Origin of the sequence: Kitasatospora sp. NPDC088134 (assembly GCF_044741705.1) — a bacterium.
In the GTDB taxonomy this organism is placed as follows: Bacteria; Actinomycetota; Actinomycetes; order Streptomycetales; family Streptomycetaceae; genus Kitasatospora.
In genome coordinates this window covers 836,684-852,548 of sequence record NZ_JBIUTD010000001.1, presented here as the reverse complement: position 1 = coordinate 852,548, position 15,865 = coordinate 836,684, and the positions used below count along the sequence as shown (strand labels likewise).

Sequence of the window (15,865 nt, the reverse complement as noted above, 5' to 3'; positions counted from 1 at the left end):
GGGGCGGTGGGACGCGGTGCGGGGTCGGGCGGGATTCTGTCGGGGCGGGGGTTCGCCTGCGGCGGGCTTGTGGGGCTGATGGGATTGGCCGGGGGGCTTCTGCCTGGGGTGGGAGGCTGCCTGCGGCGGGTGCGGCTGGGGTCAGCGGGGTGTGGTTGCGGGGTGGACCGGGGTTCTGCCGGGGCGGGGGTTCGCCTGCGGCGGGCTTGCGGGGCCGATGGGACTGGCCGGGGGGAGTTCGCCTGCGGCGGGCCGGGGTGGGCTGTGCCCGGGGGTGGAGGCCGCCTGCGGTGGGTTGCGGGCGGGGGCGCCGTTGGTGGTTCGTGCGTTCGCCTGGCGGCGGGGCCTGCGGGGTCGGTCGGGGAACTGCTGGGGCGCCTGTGGTGGGGTGCTCGGGGTGGGTCAGGACAGGGCTTCGGCGATCAGGTGGGCGGTGGTGGCGAGGAGGGGTTCGTCGGTGGGGGCGTCCCGGGTGGTGGGGTGGGTGGTGAGGACGGCGAGGGTGATCGGGGCGCGGTTCGGGGGCCAGGTGAGGCCCGCGTCGTTGGCGGTGCCGTGGGAGCCGGTCCCGGTCTTGTCGGCGAGCGTCCAGGAGGGCGGGAGGCCGGCCCGCAGTCGGTGCGCGCCCGTGGTGTTGCCGAGCAGCCAGCCGCGGAGCCGGTCCCGGTCGGGCGGGGCGAGGACGGGGCCGAGGACCAGGCGGGCGTAGTCGCGGGCCAGCGCGTGCGGGGTGGTGGTGTCGGTGACGCGGTCCGGTTCGGCGGAGTTGAGTGCGGGTTCCCAGCGGTCCAGCCGGGTCACCGGGTCGCCGATCGCACGGCAGAAGCGGGTGACGGCCGTCGGCCCGCCGAGTCGGCGCAGCAGCAGGTTCGCGGCCGCATTGTCGCTGAACTCGATTGCGGCGGCGCAGAGTTCGGCCACCGTCAGGCCGCCGGCCAGGTTCTCCGGCCGACCGGTGACCGGGCCGTAGCCGGAGTCGGTGACGTCGGCCTCGGTGTAGTGCACCCGCGCGGAGAGGTCGTCGCCGCCGTCGAGCACCGCGCCGACGGCGAGCGTCTTGAACGTGGAGCACATCGGGAACAGCTCGTCCGCGCGGTAGCGCACCGTCGCCCCCGAGCCGGTGTCGTGGGCGAACACGCCCAGCCGGGCGCCGTGTTCACGCTCCAGGGCGCGGAAGCGGCCGGTGAGGTCGGCGTGGCCGGTACGACGGCCGGTGCGGTCGGCGGTGTCGGCGGTGGCCCGGTCGGCGATGGGCAGGACGAGGCCGAGGGCGGCCACGGCGGGGGCGCCGAGCAGGAGGCGGCGTCCGAAGTGCGGTTCCATCCGGGGTCCTTCCGGCGGGCAGTGCGTCGGGGTGTGCGCTTCCGATGAGCCTGCCCCGTCACGGGGACCGGGCCGGGCAGCGCGCGCCGATCCGCGCCGGGTGTCCCCGAAATCCGCACACCGGCCCCGCACACCGGCCCGGCGGAACGGTCTCGTGGAACGGCCGACCGCCGGGGCCCCTGTCGGTGGGCCCCGGCGGCGTTCGGGTGGGGGAGCGGGGTCAGTCGAACGGGAGGCGCAGGACGGACGCGCTGCCCTGGGACTGCGTCGCGCCGGTGCGGAGCTGGGCGGGGGCGCTGCCGAGGGCGGGCCAGACCTCGATCTTCACGGTGCCGTCGCTGAGGTTGGTGAGCGGGGCGCCGGTGCTGGACTGCAGGCCGGCGGCGGTGGCGCTGTAGCGCTCCCAGCCGGGGACCGGGTCGGTGGCGAAGTAGCGGTAGGTCTCGGTCCGGTCGATCGTCCCGTCGCCGTTGAAGTCGTAGGAGACGCGGGCCTGTTGGGCCAGTGCGACGGTCGAGCCGGCGTCCACGTACAGGTCGAAGTCGGTGGCGCCGCCGGGGCGGAGCGTGCCGGCGAGGTGGGCCATGGTGAAGGTCAGCGGCTGGTAGGGCGTGCCGTCGTGGTTGGCGCCGCCGCCGGACGGGACGGTGCTGCTGGTCGCGCCGGTGCCGTAGGCGGGGGTGAGGGCGCCGCCGGGCTGCAGGTACAGCGTGTTGGCGCGGGTCTGCGGGGCGGTGGCGGACGGGGAGGGGGTCGGGGACGTGGTGGGGGACGTGGTGGGGGACGGACTCGCGGTCGGGGAGGGCGAGTTGGTGGCGCCGCCGGTGCCGCCGTCGGACCGGGTGCCGCGTTCGGAGGCGGTGGAGCGGGCCGGGACGGTCAGGGCGTAGCCGTCGGAGAAGTGCACCGTCCGCGCGGTGGTGGTGAAGTTGTGCGCCACGTGGGTGCGGGTGGAGCCGTTGGCGAAGACCGCCGCGGTCGGGGTGTCGGCGGTGGTCGCCGGGTCCAGGGTGCCGAGTGCGGCGAGGTCGTAGATCCAGGCGTAGGTGTGGGCCCGGGACTCGCCCTCCTCCGGGGTGTAGCCGGCGTTGCCCGCGTCCCAGTCGGCCTTGGCGGCGGCCGGGTCGGTCAACGCCTCGGCCTCCCAGAGGAGATCGCGCCAGTCGGTGAACGCGCCGCCGTTGTTGGCCTTCAACTCGGCCAGGTTGGCGGCCAGATCGTCCTTGCGGCGCGCCAGGTAGAGCGAACCGGAGGTGACGGGAAGGAAGTTGATGCCGTGGATCATGCCGGGCGCGGCGGTCCACCAGGTGGAGTAGGCGGCGCCGGAGCCCCAGACCATGCCGACGGTGGCGTGCTGGAAGGCGGCCGGGAAGACCTGGTGGTCGGCGTCGAACCAGTACTGCTGAACGGCGTTGGCCTCGGTGGTGTACAGGTAGACGCCGAGGTCGCGCAGCGCGGTGTCGCCGGTGGCAGCGCCGTACAGCAGCAGGCCGGCGCTGAAGTTCAGGGACTCGGAGGAGGATTCCTCGTTGTTGCCGGCGGCGAAGGCGGCGTGGCCGGAGGCCCAGCCGTGGCCCTCGTAGGGGTCGAAGTTGCGCAGCCAGGGGAAGCGGGCGTCGGCGCGGTCGGTGTTGGCCGCGTCCTTGGCGAGCAGCTTGACCATGCCGCCCCACTGGGAGTCGGCGGCCCAGGCGGTGTCGTAGCGGGCGACGGTGGCCGCGGCCTGCACGAAGTAGCCGTAGTGGAAGTGGTGGTCGTTGAGTTCGGCGTCGGTGCCGTAGGAGGCCGGGTAGCCGATCAGGGTCTTCCAGGTGGAGTCGTAGGCGAAGCCGGGGGAGCCGGTGCCGGCGAACCAGGTCTGCAGCTTGCCCTTCAGCAGGCCGAGCATCTTGTCGCGCACCGCGCTGTCGCCCAACTGGTCAGCGACGGGCACGAGTTGGGCCAGGCGGCCGAGGGCCTTGCCGGTCCAGTAGGTGTCGGTGGCGGCGCTGAACGGGTCGCTCGCGTCGGCGACCTGGTGGAGGTAGTTGGCCAGCGCGGTGCGGTCGTAGGCGCCGACGTCGGGCAGTGAGGGCAGCACGCCGGTGACGGACTGCACGGTGGAGAACCCGCTGCCCTGGCGGACCTTCATGGTGCCGCGCGGGGAGGTGTAGGTCAGCCCGGTGAGCGCGTCCGGGGTGGCCTGCCACTGCTGGGGGTAGAGCGCGAGCAGGGTGCCGCTGCCGGTGCCCTCCTGGGCGGTGGTGGTGGCGGTGAAGGTGGTGGTGAGCTTCCCGGCGGCCTCGTCGTAGTTCCAGCCGACCTTGGTGTCGGTGACGAAGTTGTAGGCGTAGGAGCGGAATCGGTCCAGGTCGGCGGTGGAGGGCAGCAGCGCGACCGAGTAGTAGTCCTTGCTGCCGAGGTTCGCCGTGACGGTGCTGCCGCTGACGCTCCAGCTGGAGCCGGTGGGCGCGAACAGGCCGTAGTTGTGGCCGCCGACGGTGATGCCGAGCACGCTGCCCTGGTTGCTGAAGACGGTGGGTGCCGAGGCGGTGGTGACCTGCGCGGCGCCGCCGGTGGCGTGCGCGTACACGTACGGCAGGCCGTGGCCGATCGTCGCGCTGAAGGTGTGCGCGCCGTCCGCCCAGTACGGGGTGACCGTCCAGTCCGACCAGCCGTCGACCTTGGTGTCGGGGGAGTTCAGGCCGGCCACGCCCAGGGTGAGGTCCCGGGTGTGGGTGTAGTCGTACTGGCGGCCGTCGGAGGTGATGGTCGGCGTGGTGGGGTAGCCGACCTCCAGGCCCGCGGCCTGTGCCTTGAAGGTCATCGGGTGCGGGTACAGGTTCTCCGAGTACGGGTTGCCCGCGAAGCGCTGGTAGATCAGCGAGGACCACCAGTCGTTGGTGGGGGCGGCCTGGCCGGCCATCCGCGGCGTCACCTTCGGGGCGACCGGCGCGCCGTCGGAGTTGCTCGGACCGACGGTGCCCGCCGGGCGGGCGTCGGTGTAGCCGCCGAGGCCGACCCGGACGGTGGCGGCGGAGGCGGTGCCCGCGCCGAGGGCGGCGGTGAGCGTGGCCGCGGCGGCCAGCCCCAGCGTGGTGAGGGCGGCCGTCGGGCCGCGGAGCGAGCGGAGCTTCATGATCGTGTCCACCTCGAGTGGGGGGGCGGGCGGGTCGGAATGAGAGCGCTCTCAGCCAGCGGACCGTAAAGGCGCTCCTGAAGGGGTGTCAACTGCCGTGACACACACTGTTGCGTTCAGAAGTCGAAACCCCAGCTCGGGTCGCGCGGCAGATTACGTTCAGGTTTCGAGGGCTTGACGGGCGAACTTCCGGTTGGGCACTCTCTCGGCATCGGTTGAGAGCGCTCTCAGATTGTGGGCGCCTTCCGGATCGGCACCTGCTTCGCCACGACCTCTCCCACGCTCCCGCCCCGCCCTGGAGGCCATGCCATGCGTCCCGTCAGAGCCCGCCCTTCCACCGCCGCCCTCGGCAGCGCCGTCCTCGCCACCGCCCTGCTGCTCACCGCCTGCAGCAGCTCCGGCGGCACCGGGTCCAAGGACTCCGCCGACGGCAAGGTGACCCTGACGGTGGACCTGTTCGGCACCTTCGGGTTCAAGGAGGCCGGGCTGTACGACGAGTACATGAAGCTGCACCCCAACGTCACCATCAAGCAGACCGACACCCAGGACGAGGGCCAGTACTGGCAGGCCCTGCAGACCAAGCTCGCGGGCGGCGGCGGCCTCGCCGACATCCAGGGCCTGGAGGTCGGCCGGGTGGCCAGCGTGGTGCAGAAGCAGTCCGACAAGTTCACCGACCTCAAGACGCTCGGCATCGGCGACGTCAACGACGGCCTGGTCGCCTGGAAGGGCGCCGCGATCAAGACCGCCGACGGCAAGGTGCTCGGCGCCGGCACCGACATCGGCCCGGAGGCGATCTGCTACCGGACCGACCTGTTCAAGGCCGCCGGCCTGCCCACCGACCGCACCGAGCTGGCCGCCAAGTGGTCCAGCTGGCAGGGCTACCTCGACCTCGGCAAGCAGTACGCCGCCAAGGCCGAGGCGGGCAACGCCTGGACCGACAGCGCCGCCGGCATGTTCACCGCCGAGGTCGGGCAGCAGAAGGTCCGCTACGCCGACGAGGCCGGCAAGCCGGTCTACGACAGCAGCCCGGCGGTGAAGACCGCCTGGGCCGACGCGACCCGGCTGGTCGCCGACGGCCTGTCCGCCAAGCTCGCCCAGTGGACCCCCGAGTGGAACAAGGCGTTCTCCACCGGCAAGTTCGCCACCCTGTCCTGCCCCGCCTGGATGATCGGCTACATCAAGGGCCAGGCCGGCGACGCCGCCGCGGGCAAGTGGGACATCGCCGCCGGCCCGGGCAGGACCGGCAACTGGGGCGGCTCCTACCTGACGGTGCCGCGCACCGCCAAGCACCCCAAGGAGGCCGCCGAGCTGATCAAGTGGCTGACCGCCAAGGAGCAGCAGGCCACCCTCTTCACCAAGCAGGGCTCCTTCCCGTCCTCCACCGGCGCGCAGGAGGCCATCAAGGACGTCAAGGACCCGTACTTCAACAACGCCCCGATCGGCCAGATCTTCAGCGAGTCCGCGAACGCGATGCCCGCGCAGGTGCTCGGCACCGACGACGGCGTGATCGGCAAGGCGTTCACCGACGCCCTCGGCGAGGTGGAGCGCACCAACACCGCCCCGGACGCCGCCTGGAAGCACGCCCTGGACAACGTCAAGAAGGCCAGCGGTAACTGACGTTCCGTCAAGTTGCTTGTATCGGACCGCTGTTCGCCCGGACCGCCGTTCACCCGGCGGGCCGGGCGCCCCGTCGAAGGACCCCGCCCATGGCCCTCAGCTCCACCGCCCGGCTGCCCGCCGGGCCCCCGGCACCCGTCGCGCCCGCCGCTTCCGTGCCGGCGGGCCGCGTCCGCCGCCGGCTCGCCCCCTACGGCTTCCTCGCCCCGTTCTTCGTGCTGTTCGCCGCGTTCGGCCTGTTCCCGCTGGTGTACACCGCCTGGGTGTCGCTGCACCGGGTCGAACTGCAGACCTCGGACCGGATGGACTGGCTCGGCCTGCAGAACTACACCCGGCTGCTCGACGACCCGTTCTTCTGGAACGCGCTGCGCAACACCTTCACCATCGGCGTGCTCTCCACGGTGCCCCAGCTGCTGATGGCCCTGGGCCTGGCCCACCTGCTCAACTACAAGCTCCGCGGCCGGACCTTCTTCCGGGTCGCCATGCTGATGCCGTACGCCACCTCGGTCGCCGCCGCCACCCTGGTCTTCGCCCAACTCTTCGGCCGCGACTACGGGTTGATCAACTGGGTGCTGGGCAGCATCGGCCTGGACCCGGTCGACTGGCAGGCCGACACCTGGGCTTCCCAGTTCGGCGTCTCGGCGATCGTCACCTGGCGCTGGAGCGGCTACAACGCGCTCATCTACCTGGCCGGCATGCAGGCGATCCCCGGCGAGCTGTACGAGTCCGCGGCCGTCGACGGCGCCTCCCGCTGGCAGCAGTTCCGGCACGTCACCGTGCCCGGGCTGCGCCCCACCATCGTCTTCACCGTGATCGTCTCCACCATCGGCGCCACCCAGCTGTTCGGCGAACCCCTGCTCTACGAGGGCAACTCCGGCGGCGGCATCTCGCACCAGTACCAGACCCTCGGCCTCTACCTGTACGAGCAGGGCTGGACCTTCTTCCACCTCGGCCGGGCCGCCGCCGTCGCCTGGGTGATGTTCCTGCTGATCGTCGTACTCGCCCTGCTCAACGCGGCGATCGCCGCCCGCCGCAACCGCACGGACCGGTGACCCGATGACCCACGTGATCGACAAGCCCCGCGCGGTGCCGCGCGGTTCGGACCGGAAGGCGGGCCCGGCCCGCCGGGCGCGCTCCCCGCTGAGCGGCGGCCCGCTCGCCCACGCGGTACTGATCGGGGCCACCCTGGTGTTCGTGTTCCCGTTCTACTGGACACTGGTCGCCGCCAGCCGCTCCAACTCCGAACTCAGCTCCGCCACACCCGCGTTGACGCCCGGGCCGAACCTGTTCCACAACTTCGGCCAGGCCCTCGAACAGGCCGAGATCGGCAAGGCGCTGCTCAACTCGCTGATCGTGGCGAGCCTGGTCACCGCCGGCGTGGTGCTCTCCTCCACGCTCGCCGGGTTCGCCTTCGCCAAGCTCCGCTTCCGCGGCCGCGGCGCGCTGCTCGCGCTCACCGTCGGCACCATGATGATCCCGCCGCAGCTCGGCGTCATCCCGCTGTTCATGGTGATCGTCAAGCTCGACCTGCAGAACAAGCTGCCCTCGGTGATCCTGCCCTCGCTGGTCTCCGCGTTCGGCGTGTTCTTCATGCGCCAGTACCTGGTGCAGGCGCTGCCCGACGAACTCGTCGAGGCCGGCCGGATGGACGGCGCCTCGCTGCTGCGGATCTTCCGCTCCATCGTGCTGCCCGTCGCCCGGCCCGGCATGGCGGTGCTCGGCATGCTCACCTTCATGGCCACCTGGAACGACTTCTTCTGGCCGATCGTCGCACTCAGCTCGCAGAACCCCACCGTGCAGGTCGCGCTCAAGTCGCTCGGCCAGGGCTACGTCCCCGACCAGTCCGTGGTGATGGCCGGCACCCTGCTCGGCACCCTGCCGGTGCTGGTGGTGTTCGCCCTGCTCGGCCGACAGATCGTCGGCGGCATCATGCAGGGCGCCGTCAAGGGCTGACTGACCCTCAAACTGTTTGGATGGAACGCGACATGACCGTCGACACGCTCGCCCAGGCCGCCACCGCCGCTGCCGGTGGTACTACTGCTGCCGCCGCCGATGCCACCGCCACCGATGCCACCGCTACTGCCGCCGCCGCCGGCTCCGCCCGCCGCTTCCCGGCCGGGTTCCGCTGGGGCGCCGCCACCGCCGCCTACCAGATCGAGGGCGCCGCCGCCGAGGACGGCCGCACCCCGTCCATCTGGGACACCTTCAGCCGCCGCCCCGGCGCCGTCCGCAACGGCGACACCGGTGACATCGCCGCCGACCACTACCACCGGTACCGCGACGACGTCGCCCTGATGAGTGAACTCGGCCTCGGCGCCTACCGGTTCTCGCTCTCCTGGCCGCGGGTCCGGCCCGGCGGCCGCGGCCCCGCCAACGAGACCGGCCTCGACTTCTACGACCGCCTGGTCGACGAACTCCTCGCCGCCGGCATCGACCCCGTCGCCACCCTCTACCACTGGGACCTGCCCCAGGAGTTGGAGGACGAGGGCGGCTGGACCGACCGGGAGACCGCGTACCGCTTCGCCGAGTACGCGAGCATCGCCGCCCGCCGCCTCGGCGACCGGGTCGCCACCTGGACCACCCTCAACGAGCCCTGGTGCAGTGCCTTCCTCGGCTACGGCAACGGCGTGCACGCCCCGGGCCGCACCGACCACGCCGCCGCCCTCACAGCCCACCACCACCTGCTGCTCGCCCACGGCCTCGGCACCGCCGCGCTGCGCGCCGAACTCCCCGCCGCCGCGCAGGTCTCGCTCACCCTCAACCTGGCCGCCGTCCGCCCGCTCTCCACCGACCCCGCCGACCTGGAAGCGGCCCGCCGGATCGACGGCCTGGCCAACCGGATCTTCCTCGACCCGGTCTTCCACGGCCGCTACCCCGAGGACGTCCTCGCCGACACCGCCGACGTCACCGACTGGTCCTTCGTCCGGGACGGCGACCTGGCCGAGATCTCCCGGCCGATCGACTCGCTCGGCATCAACTACTACACGCCGACCGTGGTCGCCGCCGAGGACACGTCCGGGACGGACACCGGGGGCCCGCGCGGGGACGGCCACCAGGGCGGCAGCCCTTGGCCCGCCGACCGGGGCATCCGCTTCCTGCCCGCCCCCGGCACCCGCACCGCGATGGGCTGGCCGGTCGATGCCGACGGCCTCTACGAACTGCTCACCCGACTGCGCGACGACCTCCCCGGCGTGCCGCTGCTGGTCACCGAGAACGGCGCCGCCTACGAGGACTACACCGACCCCAGCGGCGCCGTCCACGACCCCGAGCGGGTCGACTACCTGCACGGCCACCTCGCCGCCGTGCACCGCGCCATCACCGACGGCGCCCCCGTCCGGGGCTACTTCCTCTGGTCGCTGCTCGACAACTACGAATGGGCGTACGGCTACAGCAAGCGCTTCGGCATCATCCACGTCGACTTCGCCAGCCAGCGCCGCACCCTCAAGGACAGCGCGCACTGGTACGCCCGGGTGATCCGGGACGGGCAGCTGCCCGGCTGACCGATCGAGGGGGAGCCTCCCGGAAGGACCGTCCGCACCGCGCGGGCGGTCCTTCTGCTTGTCCGCGCAAAGTGTTGCTCGGGCGAGCAAACAGGTCTATCGTTTTGCTCAGTCAAGCAAGAAATTGTTCGAGCGAGCAAGGATGAGCGAGGAGGTGCGCCGTGGGGCGGACGTTCACCGAGTCGGCGCGACGCCGGCAGATCGTGGCGGCGGCCATCGAGGTGATCGCCGACGCGGGCTACGCCAAGGCCTCGTACGCGCGGATCGCCGAGCAGGCCGGGCTGAGCAGCACCGGGATGATCTCGTACCACTTCAAGGGCAAGGGCGACCTGCTGCGCGAGGTGGTCGCGGAGGTGATCCGGGTCGCGGAGGCCTACATGCTGCCGCGGATCGAGGCCCAGACCGGTCCGCGCGAGCGGCAGCGGGTCTTCATCACCTCGAACATCGAGCTGGCGGCGGTGCACCCGAAGGAGATGGCCGCGCTGCTGGAGGTCCTGAACCTCCAGGGCGACGACGCGCAGGACGAGTTCGCGGCGAGCCGGAAGGCCGTCATGGAGTTCCAGGAGCAGCGGGTCCGGGCCGCGCAGGCGTCCGGGGCGTTCGGGCCGTTCGATGCCCGGGTGCTGGTGACGGCCGTCCAGGGCGCGATCGACGCGCTGCTGGTGCGGGTGCTGCACGAGCCGGAGCTGGACGCCGCGGCCTGCGGGCGGGAGTTGGCGGACCTGTTCGACCGGGCGGTCCGTCCGGCCGAGGTGTGCATGGAAGCGCATCGGACATGGGGTGAAGAGTCATGAGCGAGCAGCGGATCGAAGCGGGGGCGACGGACATGGCGGGGGCGACGGGCGTGACGGGTACGGCGGGTGCGGGTGCGGCGGCGGTGGGGGCCGGGGCGGGCGCGGGGGCCGGTGCGGTCGGGGGAGTGGCCGGCGGGCCGGGGGCGCTGCCGCGGGACGCGGACGGCAAGGTCGACTGGGCGGCGTACGCGGGGGACGGCGCGAGTGCGAAGGAGCGGGCGGCGCGCGGGAAGCGGCAGATGGCGCGCTCGCTGGTGTTCGAGCTGGGCGTGCCGCTGGCGGCCTACTACGCGCTGCTGGGTTTCGGGGCCAGCCAGTGGCTGGCGATCACGCTGAGCGGCCTGGTGGCCCTGCCGTGGGTGCTGTACGGCCTGGTCCGCAATCGCCGACTGGACCCGATGCCGGTCTTCGCCCTGCTGATGATCGCGGTCGGCGGCGTGCTCTCGGCGGTCAGCGGCAGCCCCAGGGTGCTGCTGGTGCGCGACAGTTGGGTGTTCGGCCTGCTCGGCCTCTGGGTGCTGGGCAGCCTGCTGAGCCGCCGTCCGTTCATGCTGAGCGCGGCTCGCGGCGTGGTGGCCGCGAAGATCGGTCCGGACGGCGCGGACGCCTGGGCCGGCCAGTGGGAGTACGACCCGGCGTTCCGCCGCCACCTGCGGCTGCTGACGCTGGTGTGGGGCGCCGGCTTCGCCCTGGACGCGCTGATCCGGGTGGCGTTCGCGCTGACCCTGCCGCTCGGGACCGTCCCGCTGGCGAACACCCTGCAGTGGCTGGCCGTGCTGGGCGCGCTGTTCGGCTTCCACTACTGGTACGTCAAGCGCCACGACCTGGTGGTCTGACGCCCGACGCCCGACGGCCGCTGGGGGCCGGCCGGACCTGGGGCGGGGGAACGGCAGGAGGGGGCGAGGGAGGAGGGGGGCGGCGGTTCCGGCCGGTTGCCGGAGCCGCCGCACCGGTGTGTCGGGGCGGGAAAACCCGGTGACGGTGGCGGGCGGGCGTGCCTAGACTCGGCACGCTGTGAGACGCCCGGGCCGGACGGCCGTCGGGTGCACCGTGACAGGGAGAGGGAGGGACCGGTCGTGCGTACCGCCGCCGTCGTCGTTCCCTCGTCGCGGTTCGAGGTGATCCTGGTGTCCTGGGCAGGCCGGCGCCCGCTGCGCGGCCGGTGCCGGTAGAGGACCTGCGAGTTCCACCCAACCCCCCTGTGAATCCCGCCCGTTGACGGGACGGCGTGCTGTGCCGTGCTGTGCCGTGTTGGGCGCGCCGGATGCGATGTACGGTCAGGTGCCGTGCTGTGCGGGGGAGTTGTCGGATTCGGGCTCGTGGGGCCGTGGATCGCGCTGCCGATTCCTGGAACGAAACCCCGAAAGGCCCGGGCCATGCGTACCGACCTCGCCACCACCACGACCACCGTCGCCGCCACCTCCGCCGTCATCGGCACCGTCCGCAACCTGGGCATCCTGGCGCACGTGGACGCCGGCAAGACCACCGTCACCGAGCGCGTGCTGTTCCTGACCGGCGCGATCCACAAGCGCGGTGAGGTCCACGACGGCACCACCGTCACCGACTTCGACCCGCAGGAGCGCGACCGCGGCATCACCATCTTCGCCGCCGCCGTCAGCTGCGAGTGGGACGGCCACCTGCTCAACCTGATCGACACGCCCGGCCACGTCGACTTCGCCGACGAGGTCGAGCGCTCGCTGCGGGTGCTGGACGGCGCGGTGGCCGTGTTCGACGCCGTCGCGGGCGTCGAGCCGCAGAGCGAGTCGGTGTGGCGGCAGGCGGACCGGCACGGCGTGCCGCGGATCGCGTTCGTCAACAAGATGGACCGGCCCGGTGCCGACCTGGACACCGCCGTCGCCTCGATCCGGGAGAAGCTCCACCCCGTCCCGCTGGCGGTGCAGCTGCCGATCGGCCGGGAGGGCGGCTTCACCGGCGTGGTCGACCTGCTCGACCTCCGGGCACTGACCTGGCCGGATGCCGCCGAACCGACCCCGGTGGGCGTTCAAGTCGGCGACGTTCCGGCGGAGTTGGCACCGGAGGCGGACCGGCGACGGGCCGCCCTGGTGGAGGCCGTGGCCGAGCTGCACCCGGGCGCGCTGGACGAGTACTGCGCGACCGGCACGGTCGGCGGCGACACGCTGCGCCGGGCGCTGCGGCAGCTCACCCGGGACGGGCAGGCCGTCGTGGTGCTGTGCGGCTCCGCGTACCGCAACCGCGGCGTGGAACCGCTGCTGGACGCGGTGACGGCGTACCTGCCGTCCCCGCTGGACGTCCCGCCGGTGCGCGGGGAGTCCGCCGACGGCGTGCAGGAACGCGCCGCCGATCCCGAACAGCCGTTCTCCGCCCTGGTGTTCAAGGTCACCGCGACCGGCACCGGGCGGCTCAGCAGCCTGCGGATCTACTCCGGCACGCTACGGAAGGGGGACACCGTGCTCGACGCGCGCACCGGGCGCACCGAGCGGGTCGCCCGCATCCTGCGGGTGCAGGCGGACCGGCACACCGAGACGGCGACCGCCGTGGCGGGCGACATCGTCGCGGTGGTCGGGGTGAAGGCGGCCCGGGCGGGCAGCACGCTGTGCGCCCCGCAGGCCCCGGTGGTGCTCGAACCGGCCGTCGCCGCCGACCCGGTGATGACGGTCGCGGTCGAGCCGCGCCGCTCGGTCGACACCGACCGGCTGGCCGTCACGCTGGCCCGGCTCGCCGAGGAGGACCCGTCCCTGGTGGTCGGGACCGACCCGGAGAGCGGGCAGCGGGTGCTGTCCGGAATGGGCGAACTCCACCTGGAGGTCGCGGTGGAGAAGCTCCGCCGGGCCGGCCTGGAGGTGACGGTCGGCCGTCCGGAGGTCGCCTACCGGGAGACCCTGTCGGCGGCGGTGGCCGGCCTGGTGCTGCGGCACGTCAAGCAGGACGGCGGCTCCGGCCAGTTCGCGCACATCGTGGTCGACGTCGCCCCGCTCGGCGAACCCGGCACCGACGGCTTCGAGTTCCGCTCCACCGTCACCGGCGGGCGGGTCCCGCAGGAGTTCGTCCAGGCCGTCGAGGCGGGCTGCCGGGACGCCCTCGCGGACGGCCCGCTCGGCCACCCGGTCACCGGCGTCCGGGTCACCCTCACCGACGGGGCGACCCACGTGAAGGACTCCAGCGACCTGGCGTTCCGCACCGCCGGACGGCTCGCCCTGCGCGAGGCGCTGCGGCGCGGCACCCCGGTGCTGCTGGAGCCCGTGGTCGAGGTCACCGCGACGGTGCCGCCGGACAGCGTCGGCGGCGTCCTCGGCGACCTGGCCGCCCGGCGCGGCCGGGTGCACGGCTCCGAACCGCGCGGCGGCAGCACCGTGCTGACGGCGACCGTGCCGCTGGCCGAACTCTTCGGCTACGCGGGCACGTTGCGCGGCCGCACCCAGGGCCGGGGGACCTTCACCACCCGGCCCGCGGGGTACGCGGCGGCGCCGCGGCAGCAGTAGGGGGTGACGCTCCCGTCCCGGTCCGTCCTGGCAGCAGGTCGGGACGGGAGCGTTCCTGTGGTGCGGCGTGGCCGGGGTGGGGTCGGAGTCAGCGCAGCCAGCCGCGTTCGGCGGCGCGGGCCCCGGCCTGGAAGCGGCTGCGGGCGCCGAGGGCTTCCAGGGCCTCGGCGGCCAGGCGTCTGACGGTCCGTTCGGAGACGCCGAGGCGCCGGGCCGCGACCACGTCGGTCGCGCCCTGCCGGAGGATGCGCAGCAGCGTGTAGTGCTGCGCCGTCATGCCGTCGCGGTCGCGGCCGCGCGGGTGGCAGAGCGGTGCGGCGGCGTGCCAGAGCTGCTCGAACAGGGCGCACAGCGCGCCGACGGGGCCGGGTCCGTGCAGCACGGTGGCGGTGTCGTCCCGGCCCGGGTCGAGCGGGAGGACGGCGCTGCGCCGGTCGACCACGAGCATCCGCATCGGCAGTGCGGCGACGGTGCGCACCTGCCCGCCGAGCCGCACCAGGCGGTGCGCGTGGTCGACGGTCGGCCGGTGGCCGCGCACCGCGTCCAGGTACAGGGTGCGCACCTCGACGCCCCGGGCGAGCGGTTCCTCGTCCGGGGGCCGCTGCTCCGGGGCGTGGTCGGGGACGAACGCCAGGACCTGGGTGCGGGCGGCGGCGCCGAGTTCGGCCAGCCGGTCACGGACCGCGGCCGCCCCGATCAGCTGCTCGGCCCGGGCGCCCACCTCTTCCGGCTCGGGGGCGCGGAGCCCGGACGGCACCTCAACCACCGTTCGCCGCAAGGCGATCGGCCCCCGTCGGGCCCGGACAGGTCACCGTGTGCATAGCCGCCGCTCCTCCGCCCGCCCCGCCATTGTGGGTAGGTCTAGACCATTGGGGCGTCCGGTGTCAAAGGGGCGCCCGGGCCGTGCGGACCGGAGCGGCGTGCCGGGTCGGCGGTTCAGGGCAGTGGTTCGGGGGCAGTGGTTCGTGCCGGCGGTTCGGGTCAGCGGTTCGGGGTCAACCAGCGCTCGGCCACCGCGAGGCTGTCGGGGTCGTAGTCCTCCCGGGCGGCCCGCAGCAGTCGCGCGCGCAGGTCGCGGGGGAGCGAGTCCACGTCCCGTTGCTGCCGCGGACGGCTCTTCCAGGAGATCAAGTGCCTTACCGCGCCCAGCTCGTGGCGCCGTTCGGCGTCCGGCGAGAGCAGGGCGGCCACGATCCCGGCGATCGGCACCTCGCCCAGCAGTCGGCCCGGTGTCGCCTCGTGCGCGGCGAAGCCCGAGTAGCGACCGCTGCCCGCGCCGTACCAGGCCAGCACCTCCAGGGTCCGGGCCACCGGGTCGGGGGTGGCCGCCCGCAGGCGCTCCCGCAGTTCCGCGAGGAACTCCGCCGACGGGACGCTGCCCGTGACGGACGGCTCCAGCAGGACCTGGGCCAGGTCCGCGAGGGCCGCCGGTACGGCGGCCAGCCAGGACTCCTCCTCGGCCCGCTCGACCGCCCACCGCTCGGCCTCCTGCTCGGCCTGCCGCAACGGCTCGGAGCAGCCGTGTCCGGCGAGCCAGTGCAGCAGCGCGTTCCCGTCGGCGAGCACGGCGTGGCCGTCCCACCCGGACCAGGCCAGGGTGCGCCCGTGGTGCAGCGCCGCCAGCGCGAGTCGGTCGCCGTCCGCGCCGAGGAACTCCAGCCGGACGTCGCCCAGGCACATGCACACGAAGCCCGGTAGCTCCGTCACCGCCAACACCGCGCGCAGTGAACGGAGTTCCCCCTTCGCCCGTAGGTCGACCGTGACGGTCGGGGACGCTTCCGCCCGCCCCGTGCCGGTCAGTCGGACGGCGACGGCGTCACGCACGGCGGTGTCCAGGGCCAGCAGCGCGTCCGGGTCCGTCGGGTTCGTCGGTCCTGTGGGCTCTGTCGGTCCTGTGAGCTCCGTCGGGTCGGCCGGGTCGGCCGGGTCGGCCGGGTCGGCCGGGTCGGTTGTTCGGGGCATCGTGCGCTCCTCGCTGCGTTCTCTTCGGTCTGCCGGGGCTCTTCGTTCCGGGGGTGCTCCGTCGATCCAAGTGGTGCCGTTCGTCGCTCG

Annotated in this window: 11 protein-coding genes; 7 read left to right on the top strand and 4 right to left on the bottom strand. The window is 73.4% G+C overall.

The window, feature by feature from the left end:
- Nucleotides 1-402: 402 nt before the first annotated feature.
- On the bottom strand, nucleotides 403-1,323 hold the full coding sequence (bla, locus tag ACIOHG_RS03370; protein ID WP_400944731.1) for a class A beta-lactamase: 921 nt from the start codon (nucleotides 1,321-1,323) through the stop codon (nucleotides 403-405).
- A gap of 220 nt (nucleotides 1,324-1,543) precedes the next feature.
- A complete protein-coding gene (locus ACIOHG_RS03365; RefSeq protein WP_400944729.1) occupies nucleotides 1,544-4,441 on the bottom strand; it encodes a glycosyl hydrolase in 2,898 nt (965 codons plus the stop codon).
- A 309-nt stretch (nucleotides 4,442-4,750) separates the two neighbouring features.
- On the opposite strand from ACIOHG_RS03365, the gene ACIOHG_RS03360 reads away from it, so the two are divergent.
- The 7 genes from ACIOHG_RS03360 to fusA all read left to right on the top strand — a co-directional run bounded on the left by ACIOHG_RS03360 (nucleotide 4,751) and on the right by fusA (nucleotide 13,813).
- Nucleotides 4,751-6,058, top strand: a complete 1,308-nt coding sequence (locus tag ACIOHG_RS03360; RefSeq protein WP_400944727.1) for an ABC transporter substrate-binding protein — start codon at nucleotides 4,751-4,753, stop codon at nucleotides 6,056-6,058.
- An 89-nt stretch (nucleotides 6,059-6,147) separates the two neighbouring features.
- Nucleotides 6,148-7,110: a carbohydrate ABC transporter permease gene (locus ACIOHG_RS03355; RefSeq protein WP_400944725.1), complete on the top strand. Its 963-nt coding sequence runs from the start codon at nucleotides 6,148-6,150 to the stop codon at nucleotides 7,108-7,110.
- Nucleotides 7,111-7,114: 4 nt separating this feature from the next.
- Entirely contained in the window at nucleotides 7,115-8,011 is an 897-nt protein-coding gene (locus ACIOHG_RS03350) for a carbohydrate ABC transporter permease (RefSeq protein ID WP_400944723.1), read from the top strand.
- Nucleotides 8,012-8,043: 32 nt separating this feature from the next.
- Nucleotides 8,044-9,558, top strand: coding sequence for a GH1 family beta-glucosidase (locus ACIOHG_RS03345; protein ID WP_400944851.1), 1,515 nt, complete (start codon nucleotides 8,044-8,046; stop codon nucleotides 9,556-9,558).
- A gap of 161 nt (nucleotides 9,559-9,719) precedes the next feature.
- A complete protein-coding gene (locus ACIOHG_RS03340) occupies nucleotides 9,720-10,352 on the top strand; it encodes a TetR/AcrR family transcriptional regulator (RefSeq protein ID WP_400944721.1) in 633 nt (210 codons plus the stop codon).
- Nucleotides 10,349-11,188, top strand: a complete 840-nt coding sequence (locus ACIOHG_RS03335) for a VC0807 family protein (RefSeq protein ID WP_400944719.1) — start codon at nucleotides 10,349-10,351, stop codon at nucleotides 11,186-11,188. Before ACIOHG_RS03340 ends, ACIOHG_RS03335 begins: the two co-directional genes overlap by 4 nt.
- A gap of 540 nt (nucleotides 11,189-11,728) precedes the next feature.
- Nucleotides 11,729-13,813: an elongation factor G gene (gene fusA, locus ACIOHG_RS03330; protein ID WP_400944717.1), complete on the top strand. Its 2,085-nt coding sequence runs from the start codon at nucleotides 11,729-11,731 to the stop codon at nucleotides 13,811-13,813.
- An 88-nt stretch (nucleotides 13,814-13,901) separates the two neighbouring features.
- Here fusA and ACIOHG_RS03325 read toward each other — a convergent pair whose 3' ends face one another.
- Both ACIOHG_RS03325 and ACIOHG_RS03320 read right to left on the bottom strand, forming a co-directional pair.
- The gene (locus tag ACIOHG_RS03325; RefSeq protein ID WP_400944715.1) at nucleotides 13,902-14,570 is read right to left on the bottom strand and encodes a hypothetical protein; all 669 of its coding nucleotides are present in this window, start codon (nucleotides 14,568-14,570) and stop codon (nucleotides 13,902-13,904) included.
- Nucleotides 14,571-14,794: 224 nt separating this feature from the next.
- Nucleotides 14,795-15,775 carry a hypothetical protein gene (locus ACIOHG_RS03320; protein ID WP_400944713.1) on the bottom strand — a complete coding sequence of 327 codons (981 nt, stop codon included), beginning with the start codon at nucleotides 15,773-15,775 and terminating at the stop codon, nucleotides 14,795-14,797.
- Nucleotides 15,776-15,865: the final 90 nt, after the last annotated feature.

What these genes read in the sequence shown, in the direction of transcription:
- bla (WP_400944731.1), bottom strand. Translation starts at nt 1,323, where the DNA reads ATGGAACCGCACTTCGGACGCCGCCTCCTGCTCGGCGCCCCCGCCGTG.
- ACIOHG_RS03365 (WP_400944729.1), bottom strand. Translation starts at nt 4,441, where the DNA reads ATGAAGCTCCGCTCGCTCCGCGGCCCGACGGCCGCCCTCACCACGCTG.
- ACIOHG_RS03360 (WP_400944727.1), top strand. Translation starts at nt 4,751, where the DNA reads ATGCGTCCCGTCAGAGCCCGCCCTTCCACCGCCGCCCTCGGCAGCGCC.
- ACIOHG_RS03355 (WP_400944725.1), top strand. Translation starts at nt 6,148, where the DNA reads ATGGCCCTCAGCTCCACCGCCCGGCTGCCCGCCGGGCCCCCGGCACCC.
- ACIOHG_RS03350 (WP_400944723.1), top strand. Translation starts at nt 7,115, where the DNA reads ATGACCCACGTGATCGACAAGCCCCGCGCGGTGCCGCGCGGTTCGGAC.
- ACIOHG_RS03345 (WP_400944851.1), top strand. Translation starts at nt 8,044, where the DNA reads ATGACCGTCGACACGCTCGCCCAGGCCGCCACCGCCGCTGCCGGTGGT.
- ACIOHG_RS03335 (WP_400944719.1), top strand. Translation starts at nt 10,349, where the DNA reads ATGAGCGAGCAGCGGATCGAAGCGGGGGCGACGGACATGGCGGGGGCG.
- fusA (WP_400944717.1), top strand. Translation starts at nt 11,729, where the DNA reads ATGCGTACCGACCTCGCCACCACCACGACCACCGTCGCCGCCACCTCC.
- ACIOHG_RS03320 (WP_400944713.1), bottom strand. Translation starts at nt 15,775, where the DNA reads ATGCCCCGAACAACCGACCCGGCCGACCCGGCCGACCCGGCCGACCCG.